Annotated in this window: 16 protein-coding genes; 5 read left to right on the top strand and 11 right to left on the bottom strand. The window is 53.0% G+C overall.

Features of this window, described 5'->3' with window-relative positions:
* Positions 1 to 53 precede the first annotated feature (53 nt).
* Positions 54 to 1,676: an ABC-F family ATPase gene (locus L3K52_02980; protein ID UOG92703.1), complete on the top strand. Its 1,623-nt coding sequence runs from the start codon at positions 54 to 56 to the stop codon at positions 1,674 to 1,676.
* A 2-nt stretch (positions 1,677 to 1,678) separates the two neighbouring features.
* On the opposite strand, the gene L3K52_02975 is transcribed toward L3K52_02980, so the two are convergent.
* Positions 1,679 to 3,490 (bottom strand): hypothetical protein, encoded by a 1,812-nt coding sequence (locus L3K52_02975; protein ID UOG92702.1) that lies wholly within the window; start codon positions 3,488 to 3,490, stop codon positions 1,679 to 1,681.
* Positions 3,491 to 3,593: 103 nt separating this feature from the next.
* On the opposite strand from L3K52_02975, the gene L3K52_02970 reads away from it, so the two are divergent.
* On the top strand, positions 3,594 to 3,827 hold the full coding sequence (locus L3K52_02970) for a DUF6489 family protein (GenBank protein ID UOG92701.1): 234 nt from the start codon (positions 3,594 to 3,596) through the stop codon (positions 3,825 to 3,827).
* Here the strand turns inward: L3K52_02970 and bioF are convergent.
* Together bioF and L3K52_02960 are read right to left on the bottom strand one after the other, a co-directional pair.
* Positions 3,803 to 4,996, bottom strand: coding sequence for an 8-amino-7-oxononanoate synthase (gene bioF, locus L3K52_02965; protein UOG92700.1), 1,194 nt, complete (start codon positions 4,994 to 4,996; stop codon positions 3,803 to 3,805). The genes L3K52_02970 and bioF overlap by 25 nt on opposite strands.
* Positions 4,997 to 5,049: 53 nt before the next feature.
* Positions 5,050 to 5,280 carry a sulfurtransferase TusA family protein gene (locus L3K52_02960; protein ID UOG92699.1) on the bottom strand — a complete coding sequence of 77 codons (231 nt, stop codon included), beginning with the start codon at positions 5,278 to 5,280 and terminating at the stop codon, positions 5,050 to 5,052.
* Between the two features lie 126 nt (positions 5,281 to 5,406).
* Here L3K52_02960 and dapF point away from each other — a divergent pair, with 126 nt between their 5' ends.
* Genes dapF through xerC form a run of 3 tightly spaced genes read left to right on the top strand, consistent with a single transcriptional unit; the run spans position 5,407 to position 7,880 of the window.
* The gene (gene dapF, locus L3K52_02955; protein UOG92698.1) at positions 5,407 to 6,246 is read left to right on the top strand and encodes a diaminopimelate epimerase; all 840 of its coding nucleotides are present in this window, start codon (positions 5,407 to 5,409) and stop codon (positions 6,244 to 6,246) included.
* The gene (locus L3K52_02950; protein UOG92697.1) at positions 6,243 to 6,962 is read left to right on the top strand and encodes a DUF484 family protein; all 720 of its coding nucleotides are present in this window, start codon (positions 6,243 to 6,245) and stop codon (positions 6,960 to 6,962) included. The genes dapF and L3K52_02950 overlap by 4 nt, the downstream gene beginning before the upstream one ends.
* A 6-nt stretch (positions 6,963 to 6,968) precedes the next feature.
* A complete protein-coding gene (gene xerC, locus L3K52_02945) occupies positions 6,969 to 7,880 on the top strand; it encodes a tyrosine recombinase XerC (GenBank protein ID UOG92696.1) in 912 nt (303 codons plus the stop codon).
* Positions 7,881 to 7,891: 11 nt separating this feature from the next.
* Here the strand turns inward: xerC and L3K52_02940 are convergent, their stop codons facing one another.
* The 8 genes from L3K52_02940 to rnpA all read right to left on the bottom strand — a co-directional run bounded on the left by L3K52_02940 (position 7,892) and on the right by rnpA (position 15,004).
* Positions 7,892 to 8,497, bottom strand: coding sequence for a hypothetical protein (locus L3K52_02940; GenBank protein UOG92695.1), 606 nt, complete (start codon positions 8,495 to 8,497; stop codon positions 7,892 to 7,894).
* A gap of 34 nt (positions 8,498 to 8,531) precedes the next feature.
* Entirely contained in the window at positions 8,532 to 8,873 is a 342-nt protein-coding gene (locus tag L3K52_02935) for a hypothetical protein (GenBank protein UOG92694.1), read from the bottom strand.
* Positions 8,874 to 8,950: 77 nt separating this feature from the next.
* Positions 8,951 to 9,733: an ATP-binding protein gene (locus tag L3K52_02930; protein ID UOG92693.1), complete on the bottom strand. Its 783-nt coding sequence runs from the start codon at positions 9,731 to 9,733 to the stop codon at positions 8,951 to 8,953.
* A 94-nt stretch (positions 9,734 to 9,827) separates the two neighbouring features.
* Complete coding sequence (locus L3K52_02925; protein UOG92692.1) at positions 9,828 to 10,568, bottom strand: YdcF family protein; 741 nt, start codon at positions 10,566 to 10,568, stop codon at positions 9,828 to 9,830.
* Entirely contained in the window at positions 10,565 to 11,515 is a 951-nt protein-coding gene (gene lipA / locus L3K52_02920) for a lipoyl synthase (GenBank protein UOG92691.1), read from the bottom strand. Before lipA ends, L3K52_02925 begins: the two co-directional genes overlap by 4 nt.
* Before the next feature lie 54 nt (positions 11,516 to 11,569).
* Positions 11,570 to 12,910: a tRNA uridine-5-carboxymethylaminomethyl(34) synthesis GTPase MnmE gene (mnmE, locus tag L3K52_02915; GenBank protein UOG92690.1), complete on the bottom strand. Its 1,341-nt coding sequence runs from the start codon at positions 12,908 to 12,910 to the stop codon at positions 11,570 to 11,572.
* 13 nt (positions 12,911 to 12,923) lie between these two features.
* Positions 12,924 to 14,666, bottom strand: a complete 1,743-nt coding sequence (yidC, locus tag L3K52_02910) for a membrane protein insertase YidC (GenBank protein ID UOG92689.1) — start codon at positions 14,664 to 14,666, stop codon at positions 12,924 to 12,926.
* Entirely contained in the window at positions 14,627 to 15,004 is a 378-nt protein-coding gene (rnpA, locus tag L3K52_02905; GenBank protein UOG92688.1) for a ribonuclease P protein component, read from the bottom strand. Before rnpA ends, yidC begins: the two co-directional genes overlap by 40 nt.
* Position 15,005 lies beyond the last annotated feature (1 nt).

The following is a 15,005-nucleotide window of genomic DNA, read 5'->3' as shown; positions in this document are numbered from 1 at the left end:
GCTAAAGTAATGTTTCATTTTATTTGCCCCTGTTGTCGCTCAAGGATTGATCCATGCTAGTTGCTGCCAATGTCACCATTCAGTTCGGTGCTAAACCCCTATTCGATAACGTTTCCGTCAAATTTGGCGACGGCAACCGCTACGGCTTGATCGGCGCAAATGGCGCGGGCAAGTCCACTTTCATGAAAATCCTCTGCGGGCAATTAGAGCCAACAGCGGGTAACGTTTCCAAAGACCCGCACGAACGCATCGCCTATTTGCGCCAAGACCAGTTCGGTTTTGAAGACGTGCGCGTGCTGGATGTGGTGCTGATGGGGCACGAAGAAATGTGGAAAGTCATGTCCGCCAAAGACGCGATTTACGCCAACATGGACGCGACCGAAGACGATTACATGAAAGCGGCGGAACTCGAAGGACAGTTTGCGGAAATGGACGGCTACACCGCTGAATCGCGTGCCGGTGAATTGTTGATGGCGGTCGGCATCCCCATCGAACAGCACAACGGCCCGATGAGCCAAGTCGCTCCCGGCTGGAAATTGCGCGTATTGCTGTGCCAAGCCCTGTTCGCCAACCCTGACATTTTGTTGCTGGACGAACCGACCAACAACCTCGACATCAATACCATCCGCTGGTTGGAAGAAACGCTCAATAACCGCGATTCCACCATGATCATCATCTCGCATGACCGCCACTTTTTAAACCAAGTGTGTACGCACACGGCGGATTTAGATTTCGGTAAAATCCAGATTTACTCCGGCAACTACGACGACTTCATGGAAGCCTCTACCCAAGCCCGTGAACGCCAAGCCAATGCCAACGCCAAGGCGAAAGACCGCATTCTGGAATTGCAAGACTTCGTGCGCCGTTTCTCCGCTAACAAATCCAAAGCAAAACAAGCCACTAGCCGCCGCAAGCTGATCGACAAACTCAAGCCGGAAGACATTAAACCTTCCAGCCGCCAATACCCGTGGATTCGCTTCGAGTACGACGAAAAAGAACGCCTGCACCGTTTTGCCGTCGAGGTCAATAACCTCACTTTTGGCTACGAAGGCATGGAAAAACCGCTGATCAAAAACTTCACGTTCGCGATTGAAGCGGGTGAAAAAGTTGGTATCATCGGCGAAAACGGTGTAGGTAAAACCACTCTGCTCAAGCTGCTCGAAGGCAAATTGCAGCCGCAAAAAGGCAGCATCAAGTGGGCAGAAAAAGTGCGTATTTCGACCTACGAGCAAGACCACGAAGACGACTTCAAAAGCGACATCAGCCTCACCGATTGGATGGCAGATTTCGTGCGCAAAAGCGGCTACGAAGGTGAAGATGCCGAAACCCAAAACCGTGGCACCTTGGGACGCTTGCTGTTCGGCGGCGATACCGTGAAAAAGCCGGTGCGCGTATTGTCGGGTGGTGAAAAAGGGCGGATGATTTTCGGGCGTATGATGCTTTCCCGCACCAATGTAATGCTGATGGATGAACCCACCAACCATTTGGACATGGAATCCATCGAATCCCTCAACGGCGCACTCGACAAATACGACGGCACCTTGCTGTTTGTGTCGCATGACCGCGTGTTCGTCGGTTCCTTGGCAACGCGCATTTTTGACATGAAAGGCGACGGTACGATTGTCGATTACCGTGGCACTTACGAAGAGTATTTAAGCAGCCAAGGCTTGGATTAAGCTCACGGGCAAGTGCCGGTGAACGCCGCGAGTTTATCCTCACACGCGCTAAGCTTTCCACCCGGCAACGCGGCGGCGTCTTGCACAATCGCGCAAGCTGCCGCTTTTGCCCCCGCCACCCCGTGCGCCGCTTCCAACAAGGCCAGCTTGTCGATGACTTTGCTGGTATTGCAATCGCGCTTGCGATCCGCGCTGACTGCAACTTGATACGTGCTCGCTGCCTGTGCGTATTGCGCTTCCAGCAAGTAACGATCCGCCAATGCCAGATAAAACTGTTTGTCGAGGATCACTTTATTGGCAGGATTTAAACTGCGGGCGGTGGTGCACGCGGTATCGCCTACCATCTTTTCTACCGATTCCAAGGGTGCAAGCCAAGCGCGGGCGATGCACAGGTTGTTTTGAATCCAGTCAATCTTATCGTTTAGTTTAACCGCCATTTCCAAGGCGAGTTTGGCCTCATCCGCGCTCCGCAATGGCGGTTCAGTCGAGACCAGCAACACCCCTAAATTCGCCCAAGCAAATACATTGCCGCAATTCTGCTCAATGGCTTGTGCGTATTTTTCTGCCGCTTGAATCGGGCGGTTATTGTTGAACAGCAGCGTTGCATCGCTTTCGGTACGGTTGGACGCCAATATTTCTTGTGGTTTAGCCGCCGGGTGCTTGGCACATTGTGCTTGTAAGGCTCTGACCGAGGGTAATGCCACCAAGGGTTCGGCTACCGCATTCGCCAACGGCTCAACCCGAATCATGCTGCGCATCGACAGCGTATCCGGTTCAAATGCACGGGCATCTGGCAGTTCGGGGTATAACGATGGCGCCGCAGGCGCGGCAGCAGCCACCATTGGCTTAGGCAATTTCAGCGAAATTTGTGCGACTTCTGGCAATGTTGGTGCTTTGCAGACTTTGGTAGTCGGATAATCAGGACAAAGCAAACGGGCTTTATCCAAAGCACTGCCGATGGTTTGTCCTAAAATATGCCGCAACGTATCATTGCCATTCGCCAGTTGCCGGGTGTGGGCGGAATGCAGGTCGTTCAGCAAGGTATTGAGAATTTCTGGCGTCACTTGACTGCTTTGCAAGCGCGAACAATAGTCAAACCATTCGTTCAGTCGGCTATCGGGATGCTCCACCGTGGCGGCTTCTCCGCTGCAATAAAAATACAAGTTGTGGCTTTCGGAGGCAACGCTCAGCAGTTGCGTGCGGGCTTCGCGCAGCATGTCGCGAATCAAATCCATATTGAGGGCGTTAGGGTCGTGGTCGTCCAGTTTGCGCTCGAAGTGGAAAATGCGCCCATCGAGTTCGACTTGCAAAAACAGCTTGCCTTGGTCTTGATAGACCGAGCCAGTGAGATTGCGCCGCCCAAAAATGCTGCCGATAAATTCCACCACATCATTAATGGAAATGCCGGTTTCGGGCAGTTTAATGCTGGAGCCGAGTAAATATTCTTCGTTACTGCCGGTCACGGCATCGATATTGATTTTGCCATTGCTGTTGCGGCTGGTGCGCTTGACCGTGGCGTAAATGTCGCTTTCCGCCAGCAATAACTCTTGCTTGAGGGTGTTGGCGATAATGCGCCCGGCGTCAGCATGGTTAGCGCTCATGCTTTGCGGCACGGTAAAAGCTTTCACTAAAACCAAGTTGGCGCTATCCACCGCTTTGGAAACCACAAATAACACGATTAGAAACAGCCCTAAAGTGGCAAACAGCCGCAGGAATCCCATCAGGCGTTCGGTGAGCAAGCGCATAAACTCAAGGGAATGCAAGGCCCATGCCTGCAAGCGTTTGCCAATGCTTAGCGGAGGTGTATCAGCCATGAGCGCCCGTTTCCTTTGCAAGTGTTTGACAGAGTATAGGCAATATAAACGCGATTAACGGATTTATGGCAAAATGAATGCCTTGCAATCAAGGGAGTAACTGATGAATATCACCGTCAACGTCGAGATGACCCCAGAAGAACTGCGCCGCGTCATGGGCTTGCCCGATGTGCAGGCATTCAATCAAGAAGTCATGGCACAAATGCTGAAGAAAATGCAGGAAGGCGCGGAAGGTTTCGACCCCCTAACCTTTTTCAAACCGGGTGTCGCGGGCAATGCGGACATATTTAAGCACTGGATGGATATATTCGGTCAATTTGGTAGCACAAAGAGCTGACATTTACCGAGTGCGTCCAACAAACGTTCCACCTCTTCGGCGGTGTGCGCTGCCGACAAAGTAATTCGCAGCCGTGCCGTTCCCGCTGGTACGGTAGGTGGGCGAATCGCGGTCACTAGAATGCCGCATTCTTCTAACTGACGGCTAACTGCCAACGCGTGTTCGCTGCTGCCGACCAACAGCGGCTGAATCGCGGTGTCAGACGGCATTAACGGCAAACCGAGTTGGGTAGCGCCCGTGCGAAACTGTTGAATCAGGTTGCGTAAATGTTCACGCCGCCAGCTTTCGGTTGCTACCAGTTGCAAGCTGACTAAGGTGGCAGCGGCAACAGCGGGCGGCTGAGCGGTAGTATAAATCCAGGTGCGCGCGGTTTGAATCAGGTATTCAATCAAATCATGGCTACCGGCGATGAATGCGCCTGCGGTGCCGAGTGCTTTACCCAAAGTGCCCATAAGAATCGGCATGTCGTCTTGATTCAAGCCAGCGGCTTCCACCAAACCCGCGCCAGTATTGCCCAATACACCAAACCCGTGCGCATCATCCACCATTAGCCAAGCCTCATGCTGCCGCGCCATCAGCGCGAGTTTGGCCAGCGGAGCCACATCGCCATCCATGCTGAAAACGCCATCGGTGAGAATCAGTTGGGTGGGAGCATCACCCTCGTGTGCCAGCAAACGTTTGCCGAGGCTAGTGGTGTCATTGTGCGGGTAACGGATCAGTGTTGCGCCGGATAACAAGGCCGCATCCACCAGCGAGGCATGATTTAAACGGTCGGCATACACCACGTCATTACGCCCGCTTAGCAGCGCATTGACTACGCCCAGATTGGCCATGTAGCCGGTGGAAAATAACAAGGCGCGTTCCCGCCCCGTGAAGGCGGCTAACGCTTCTTCCAATTGCTGATGCGGGCGCGAATGCCCATTGACCAAATGTGCCGCGCCACTGCCGACACCGTAAGTATTGGCGGCTTGCTGAAACGCACGAATGACGGCGGGGTGATTCGCCAGCCCAAGGTAATCATTGCTGCAAAACGTGAGAAAAGGTTTGCCGTCGATGTGGCGTTGGGGTTGTTGCGGGGAGTCCGCGAGGCGGGTGCGGCGGTAAAGGTGCCGGGAACGGCGGAGGTCGAGTTCTGTGCGGAGTTTGGTAAATTTGGAATCAGCAGGCATTAGAATAACAATATTTTACGCAGGGGCGAAACAGCTTCCGCCCCCACACGCCCTTACGCTTTCTTGATCATGAAAGTGTAGTCGCCACCAGATTCGCTGGTGCTGATCATTTCATTGCCAGTTTGCTTGCAGAAAGCTTCCATATCTTTGACAGAGCCTGGGTCAGTTGCGATGACCTTCAGGATTTCGCCAGAAGCCAAGCCGTTAATGGATTTTTTAGTGCGCAGAATGGGCAGTGGGCAATTTAAGCCGCGAGCGTCAAGTTCTTGTTTGAAATCAGACATGTTTCCTCTCCTAATCTTGCGATTAATGTGATGCGATCCGAAAAATTGAGTGATATAACATATCACCAAAATTGCTGTATCGCTATATGTTTGTATACTAATGCTTTCGTTAATAGGAAATTCAGTATGGGCGGTGGCGAGCTTCATTTCACCAAAATGCACGGCTTAGGCAATGATTTTGTGGTGTTGGATGGGATTAATCAGCAGGTAGATTTAAGTGCCGCGCACATTCAGCACCTTGCTGACCGCCATTTTGGGGTGGGCTGTGATCAATTATTGCTGGTGGAAGCCTACGCAGGGGCGGATGCGGCGTTTCGTTACCGTATTTTCAATGCCGATGGCGGTGAAGTGGAACAATGCGGGAATGGGGCGCGTTGTTTTGCGCGTTTCGTGTCTGATCAGGGTTTAACTGATCAGACCACAATCCCGGTGATGACCGCCAGCGGGCGCATTGTGTTGCACATTCAAGCCGATGGGCAGGTAATGGTGAACATGGGCGTGCCGGTATTAGCACCTGCACAAATACCGTTCGTTGCCGAGGGGCAGCAAACGCTTTATTCCGTGGATGTGGGTGGTGAAACCCTTGCCTTAGCCGCTGTGTCGATGGGCAATCCCCATGCTGTGCTGCAAGTGATGGATGTGGATAGCGCTCCGGTGGCAACCTTAGGCGCATTGTTGGAAAGCCACCCGGCGTTTCCCAAGCGGGTCAATGTCGGTTTTATGCAAGTGGTGGCGCGTGACCGCATCCGCTTACGGGTTTTCGAGCGCGGCTGTGGTGAAACGCTGGCGTGTGGCACGGGTGCGTGTGCCGCCGTGGTAGCCGGGCGCTTGCAGGGTTTATTGGATGAGCAGGTTAGCGTCAGCTTGCCCGGTGGCGAGTTGCGGATTCAGTGGCAAGGTGCAGGGCAGCCGGTAGCAATGACCGGCCCGGCAGTAACGGTATTCAGGGGAACACTTACCTTATGAACACAGCAGATGGACAGCGCGATCAGGGCATCAGCGCTGAGCAGGTAGCGGCTTGGTTGCGCCACCACCCCAATTTTTTCCGTGAGCACGAAGACGTGCTGGATGGCTTGAGCATTCCGCATTTGCATACCGGCGGGGCAGTCTCGCTGCTGGAACGCTTGGTGCAACGCCAGCGTGATCAGTACCGTGAATTGCAGGAACGCCAAAGTGACATGCTGAAAGCGGCGCGTGACAGCGAACATGTGATTGCCCGCTTGCACCATCTGGCGCTGGAACTCATGACCTGTGATAGCCTCGATGATGTGGTGGGAACCTGTAATCACATGCTGCGTGGTGATTTCAAAGCCGACAATGTGGTGTTACGCCTGATCGGGCATGGGCGCACGCGGAATGGCCTGCATTTCATTGACCCCGATGACAAGTACCTCAAGCAATTGGCCACGCTGTTTCGCAAACGTCAGCCGGTGTGTGGGCGTTTGCGCCCGCGCCAGCAAATGTTTTTGTTTGGCGACGAGGGCGCATCCATTAAATCAGCGGTGTTGATTCCGTTGTTTGAAGCGCGTGAAATCGGGGTATTGGCACTGGGCAGCGAAAACGAAGCCCGTTTTTACCCCGGCATGGGCACATTATTCATTGGGCAACTCGGCGACTTGGTAGCGCGGGCGTTAGCGCGTTATTTGGAACCGCCCCTGCATACTGTCGAGATGGGGTCTTAGGTGGCCTTGAATGCAGTTGTCGATGCGATTCTGGCGCGTTATCACCACCATTTATTCAGCGAAAAACGCTATTCGCCGCGCACTGTCAGCAGTTACGAGCACGATTTGAACGATTTCATCACCTGGTTAGAACAACAGGCGGGCACGGCTGAAGCACCCTCGCCGTTGACTATCCACACCGCGCAAGTGCGTCAATGGATCAGTCATTTGCACCGCAAAGGTTTATCGGGCAAAAGTTTGCAACGCAAGCTGTCTTCCATCCGCCGCTTTTACCGCTTTTTATTGCGCGAAAATCTGATTGAAAGCAACCCGGTCGTGGATGTGCAATCGCCGAAACACGCCCGCAAATTGCCCGATACCTTGGATGCGGATACTTTGGAACGGCTGTTGAATATCGAATCGGATGATATTTTAGCCGTGCGTGATAGTGCTTTGATGGAATTGCTGTATTCCTCCGGGTTGCGCTTGGCAGAACTGGTGGGCTTGGATATTCACGATGTCGACCCGCACCAGCAGCAAGTGCGCGTGATCGGCAAAGGCAATAAAGAGCGTTACGTCCCCGTTGGACGCATGGCATTAGCCGCCGTTGCCAAGTGGTTGCAGCAGCGAGTTACGTTGGCAGCACACGGCGAAACGGCGTTGTTTGTCAGCAAACGTGGCACGCGCTTACACCCGCGCAGTGTGCAATTTCGCTTGAATCATTGGCGTTTGCAGCAAGGGTTGGAACAGCACGTTCATCCGCACAAATTGCGCCATTCCTTCGCCAGCCATGTGTTGGAATCGTCGGGGGATTTACGCGCGGTGCAAGAAATGCTGGGTCATGCTGACATTAGCACCACCCAGATTTACACGCATTTGGATTTTCAGCACTTGGCTGCGGTGTATGACAAGGCGCACCCCCGCGCCAAGAAAAAATAGCGCACGCACGGTTAGTCTTGCATTAGCCAAATGGAATGGATGGTGGCAGAAGAGGCCGCCACAGTGGTGATCGCTTCACCAGTGGGGTAAATGCCCGCCATGCCATTATTGGCAATCACTTGGAATACCATGGTCACGGGGGAATTGTTGAACGTGGCAAATTCGCGCGATTCAATTTCAGTCCACTGAATTTCTTTCAAGCCGCCGAGTTTTTCACCCACGCTTTGCAGATTTTCCCCAACCTTCACGCCTTGTGCCGTGATGAAACGTGGGCTGAGGATGCGAATCAAGTTGGCGGTGTGTGTGCTGCGATCCAGCATAATATTCATGAGGGCTTCGCCGTTCATTTTCAGCGTCATCCACTCAATGCCGTCACCGTCTTGTTCGACGGCAGCATCGGCACCGGGCATCGCCGCCGGAATGTCCGTGGACAACATCCCCAACTGGATAGCACCGGCGCTGGTGTCGGTAATGGGGTAACGGTCAAGCAGTGTCTCAGCAATAGGCGCATTGGGCTGCCGTTGGGTCGAAGATTGCGGGTCAGCAGTGTCTGTCCCGCAGCCATTCAGCAACAGTGGCACCAGTAACAAACCAGTGGTTAAGCGGGTGCGTAACATGTTCGCCCTCCGTTAATAGCCGTCAATGCCTTGCTCAGGATGGATTCTCAAAGAATACATAGGAAGTCGAGTAGTCACTGAATTCAAAGTAGACTTTCTTCTCATTTCCATCCGCAACGCCGTTCAAATTCGCATCCATAATGCCATAACCGAAACGGTAAGGGCGATCAACGCCACTGCCCGTGCCAGCGCTAGTGGTGAGCTTATCGATTTTCATGAAACGTCTGACCAGTTTCTCACCGGCATACACTTCCAGCACGCCGTTGACGCCGGTCCAGTTATTGATTTCACGCCCGATTTTATTTTGGGTTTCTTGGGTACAAGCGCCCAGACCCAATAGCAGGGCGAGTGTTAAAAATACGGTTGTCGATTTCATGTGATGTCCTCAATAATTATTTAATCAGTAACCTAGCGCCACTTGTACCGGAGTTTAGGCCAGAGTACCAGTAGTGCTTAACTTAAACCTGTTTGGCAATGGTTGAAGAAATGCCGTGCCGTGCGCCCACTTTGCCCGCCGCGCTCAGTCGCAAACGTCATGGCTTCTTGGTGCAACAACTCTGCATCTTGTACGCGGCCTTTAAACAACTTATCCACAATTTCCAGATAAGTATCCCGATTCATGGAATGAAACGGTAGCGACAAGCCAAACCGATCCGCCAATGAAAGTTTGTCGTCAATGGCTTCACCGGGGTGAATGTCGCCGTTGATTGCGCTGGTGGCGAGGTTGTCGAACAATTGCTCCGGCATCATGTGCCGCCGGTTGGAGGTAGCGTAAATCAGCACGTTTTCCGGCGGCTTTTCCAAAGTGCCTTCCATCGTGCTTTTTAACATGCGGTATTCCCCTTGGCCTTCGTCAAAGGTCAAGTCATCGCAATAAATGATGAAACGGTGGTGGGAATCAACAATTTCATCGGTAATATCCACCAACACATTCAGATCATCTTTGGAAATCTGAATCATGCGCAAACCATACGTGTGGTAACGGGTCAACACAGCTTTGATCAGCGACGATTTGCCCACACCACGCGCACCCCATAACAGGGCATGGCTGGCGGGTTTGCCCCGTAAAAAATGTTCGGTATTGCGAAATAGCGCTTCTTTCTGCGCGTCAATGCCCTGCAAGGTATCAGGGTTTACCAAGTCAACATTCCTGATAGGTTTGAGGAAATGCCGGTTGGAACGCCACACCGCTGCCAGTGTACTACGCCAATCAATCGTCAGTTTGCCGAAAGCCATTATAACTCCCTTCGATAATGTGCCAGTGCGGATTGCTTTGTAAGTTTAGCTGTTTCTGCAAAAACTTTCCGCTGCTTTATAAAACGGAGTGCCGCTACCGAAGTTCGTAAGCGAGTAATCCCAGCCATTCGTGCAGCGCGGTTTGGCTACGTGCCAGCGCATTGGCTTGCGGTACCCACCACAACCATTCATGCCGCCAAAAATTGCTTGACCCGTAGCTCAGGGATGCGGGCAAATAGTGCACCTGTCGATCGGCAAATACCTGCATGGCACGCGGCATGTGCCATGCGTGTGTCACTACCCAAGCGGAACGAACCCCCGCATCCGCCAAGATTTGATCAGTGAATGCCGCATTTTCCCAAGTGGTATGACTTTGATTTTCCTGCCAACGCAACGGCACTTGGAAGGTATTGGCCAATACATCCCGCATAAACTTCACATCGCGATCACTGCCGGAGAGCAATAGCGGTAAGCCGGTGTTACGGTGCAAATGCGCGGCGTAATTGAGGCGCTCCAGCTCGGTGCTGGCACTCATGCGCCCGGCGTATTCGCTGGCTTCGAGATTGCGTTCTGCACCTAAAATGACGATGGCTTCAGGCAAGGGCGCTTGTAACCACAATTCAGGAACGGGCGGGTATTGCTGCTCCAAGCCCACCATGAGTTTTTCGGCAACCACTGGCAGACTCAACACCACAGCCTGCACCGTGCCAATGAATAACACGGTTAGCCTCGCGCCACGCCAACGGTAGAGCAGCAGCGCTAACAATAAAAACACTACCAGATTGCCGGGGGGCAATAGCAAAAATTCCAGCGTGCGGCTGGTAACGGTGTTCATGCGCTGGCAAACGTTCCAGCGGCTTGCTGATCCGCATGGTAAGACGAGCGCACCATCGGCCCGCTGGCCACTTTGCTGAAACCCATCGCGGTGGCAATATCGGCGAGTTCCGCGAATTCGCCCGGGGTCACAAAGCGGTCTACCGGCAAATGGTGGCGGCTGGGTTGCAAATATTGCCCCAAGGTCAGCATGTCACAGTCGTGAGCGCGTAGGTCTTTCAAGGTTGCAATGACTTCTTCCTTGGTTTCGCCCAAGCCGAGCATTAAGCCGGATTTGCTGGGAATCTGCGGGAACAGGCGTTTGAATTCCTTGATTAAATTCAGCGAATATTGGTAATCCGCACCGGGGCGTGATTGTTTGTACAAACGCGGCACGGTTTCCATATTGTGGTTAAACACATCGGGTGGCGCGGTTTCGAGGATTTGCAGGGCAATCTCCATGCGCCCGCGAAAATCGGGGGTGAGAATTTCGATCTTGAGCGCCGGGTTCAATTCGCGGGCTTTTTGGATGCATTGAACGAAATGTTCCGCGCCACCGTCACGCAAATCATCGCGGTCAACCGAAGTAATGACCACGTATTTCAAACTCATCGCACGGATGGTTTCCGCCATATTCAGCGGTTCGTCGGCATCTAAAGGCAGCGGTTTGCCGTGGGAGACGTCACAGAACGGGCAACGTCGGGTGCAAATATCCCCCATGATCATAAAGGTTGCCGTACCGTGGGTGAAGCATTCGCCAAGGTTAGGGCAGGCCGCTTCTTCACAGACGGTATGCAATTTTTGCTCGCGCAAGATCGCTTTGAGGCGTTTGACTTCCGGCGAAGTCGGCGCTTTGGCTTTGATCCACGCCGGTTTGCGACGGAATTCGGTGGTGGGTTCAACTTTGATGGGGATGCGGGCTACTTTGTCAGCACCGCGTTCTTTATGACCGGGTTCTTTGCGTTCCATAAGGTCTGCGTGTCTCGTTGGTGGATTGTCGACACATTTTGACATCCTCGCCCGTTACTTTCCAATACAAAACGAACTGAATATTTCCCCCAGCAAATCATCTGGCGTAAACCGTCCTGTAATTTGCCCCAAGGCATCCTGTGCCATCCGCAATTCTTCCGCCATCAACTCCCCGGCGTTAAACTCGCGCAACTGCGACTCAGCCCGTTCCACCGCTGCCTGCGTCGTCTCCAACGCCTGCAAATGCCGCCGCCGTGCCATAAACGTACCTTCCGCCTCACCCTGATAACCCATCCGTGTTTTCAACTCGGCGCGTAACGCATCAATCCCCAACGACTGTTTGGCGGAAATATACAAGTGTTCGCCTTGTTTACCGGGCGGCTTGCCACTCAAATCGACTTTGTTATGCACCGTAATGCGCGGCAGGTGAGGGGGCAAACGCGCCAGAATGTCCGCATTTTCCGGTTCATCATGGCGGGTATCATCCACCAGTAACAGGATCAAATCCGCCTTAGCCATTTCCGCCCAAGCACGTGCAATGCCGATTTTTTCCACCGGATCGGCACTCTCGCGCAACCCAGCCGTATCAACGATATGCAACGGCATTCCGTCAAGGTTAATGCGTTCGCGCAACACGTCACGGGTCGTACCGGCAATTTCGGTGACAATTGCGGTTTCTTGTCCAGCCAACGCGTTCAACAGGCTCGATTTGCCTGCATTCGGTCTGCCCACAATGACCAAGTGCATTCCATCGCGCAACAAACTGCCTTGCCGCGCTTTGAGGAAAATCGTGTGCAATTGCTGTTTAATAGTTTCCAATCGACGCGTCACCGCGACACTGGCGAGGAAATCAATTTCCTCATCGGGGAAATCTAACGCCGCTTCCACGTAAACCCGCAGTTCAATTAAGCCACTGAGAAGAACATTCACCGCCGTGGAAAACTCACCCTGCAAAGAACGCAAAGCTGAACGTGCTGCCTGTTCCGACCCCGAATCAATCAAATCAGCAATCGCTTCGGCCTGCGCCAAATCCAGCTTGTCGTTTAAAAAGGCGCGTTCGGAAAACTCGCCGGGGCGAGCCAGTCGCGCACCCAGTTCCACACAGCGTTTGAGCAGCATATCGAGCACCACCGTGCCACCATGACCTTGCAGCTCTAACACATCTTCGCCAGTGAACGAATGCGGGGCAGGGAAATACAAGGCGATACCGTCATCCAACGCTGTGCCATCGGCAGCGTTAAACAAACGGTGAACCGCTTTACGCGGGGAGGGCAGAGCGCCGAGGATAGCGACGGCAAGCTCAGGCACACGCTTGCCGGAAAGTCGGATAATCCCAACCCCACCGCGCCCTAGTGGTGTAGCGATGGCAGCGATGGTGTCAGGATTGTTCCACATGAAACATTAGCCTCTAAGCAGCATGACCAACAATTTTCTTGTTGATAAACCATTGCTGAGCAATCGACAACACGTTATTGACCACCCAGTACAGCACCAAACCCGCCGGGAACCACAGGAACATCACCGTGAAAATAATCGGCATGAACTGGAAAATTTTCTGCTGCATCGGGTCGGCCGGTGGCGGATTTAATTTCTGTTGCACAAACATCGATACCCCCATAATCAGCGGTAACACGAAGTACGGATCCATAATCGACAAGTCTTTGTACCACAGCAACCACGGTGCTTGGCGCAATTCCACGCTTTCCAGCAATACCCAGTACAACCCCATGAACACCGGAATCTGAATGACAATCGGCAAACACCCGCCTAAGGGATTGATCTTTTCCTTGCGGTAAATGTCCATCATGGCTTTTTGCTTGGCTTGTGGGTCGTCGGCGTAACGCTCGTTAATGTCTTTAAGCTTCGGGGATACAGCCTTCATTTTCGCCATCGACTTGTAACTCATCGCCGACGGGTAGAAGAATGCCAGCTTGATCAATACCGTGAGCAGAATAATTGTCCAACCCCAGTTACCAACAACGTTATGAATCATCTGCATCAACCAGAAAATCGGCTTGGAAATGAACGCGAAGATGCCGTAATCCACGGTTAAATCCAATCCGGTTGCAATGCTTTCCAGCAAGTCTTGGTTTTTAGGGCCGACGTAAAAACCCGTTTTGAATAAGCCTGTCGCTCCCGGTGCCACTTGCTGCGTGGCGCTGCGCATCCCCAGCACATACCCTTTCACGCCTTGGTTTTGGCTCACCATGCTGTAATATTGCGTTTCTTGGTCTTGCTGCGGAATCCAAGCACTCAGGAAATAATGTTCCTGCATCGCCACCCAACCGCCGTTCACGGTTTCGTTGACTGGCTTATCGTCTAAATTATCGAACGATAATTTGGTGTATTTGCCTTCATGGAAGTACGCGCCACCAACATAAGCTTGCACCCCACCCAACAGACTGCCGCCGTTTGCCGCATAACCGTGCTTCAATTGACGGTATTCAGTACCACTCCAAATGCTGGTGGATTGGTTGTTCACCTCGTGTTCCACATTAACGAGGAAACTGCCACGCTTGAAAATAAAACGCTTGGTAACGGTGACACCGTTGGCACCTTGCCAAGTTAGCGGCACAATCAGCTCGTCTTGCCCTTCAGCCAAAACGTACTCGGTTTGTGCGGCGGTGTAAGTTGCCAAATGATCCGGCGCGAGGGCTTTAGCATCAATGCCCGCCACCACCTGGTGTTGCAAGCCGGATTGCGCCACGTAATTGCGCCCGTTCAAATCCAGAATTTTGACTGGCTTGTCCGGTGTATCCAGGCTAATGGGATAAGTGGGCAAATCCGTCTCTAAAATTTCGCCACCACGGGTATTAATGCGAAACACCAGCGTATCGGTACGCACGGTCAGGGTTTGACCCGCACCATTATCGGCGGACGGCACGGGTGCAGCCTGTCCCGGTAGGGCGGCTACACTGCCTTGTGTAGGAACTTCTTGAGTAGCACCGTCGACACTGGCGGGCGCTGTGACGCCACTGGCAGCGGCGGCGGGCGGTTTGGGTGCATGATCCTGTTGCCAAGTTGTCCAAATCAGGAACAGCATGAAAATCAGGGTGAGGTACAGGAAGGGACGTTGCGAATCCATGAATAAAGCAATCCGGTTATTGACGGTTAGGGTAGGGCAGAGTATAGCTTGTGTAGACGCAACCATAAACCTTCCAATTGCTGGAAAATGTCAGTATTGCTCATTGTTAATACGTCAGCGCGGCACATAATCACCATATCCACCGCTGGCAGGCTGGCTTGATGCTGACGGAAACTTTCCCGCACTAACCGTCGGATGCGATTACGCTCATGCGCACGTCGCAGGGCTTTTTTAGCAATCGCCATTCCCAAACGCGGAAAGCCAACGCTATTAGCGGCGGCTCTGGCATTCAATCCGTTGGCGTGCAGGCGTTTACCGTGTTGGAATACCCGCTGAAATTCTACCCCGCGTGTCAGACGCACGCCACGCGGAAAAGCGGTTATCCCTGAGTGACCTGCATCCAAA

Source organism: Candidatus Thiothrix sulfatifontis (genome assembly GCA_022828425.1).
GTDB classification, from domain to species: domain Bacteria; phylum Pseudomonadota; class Gammaproteobacteria; order Thiotrichales; family Thiotrichaceae; genus Thiothrix; species Thiothrix sulfatifontis.
This window is presented reverse-complemented; position numbering and strand designations above follow the sequence as displayed.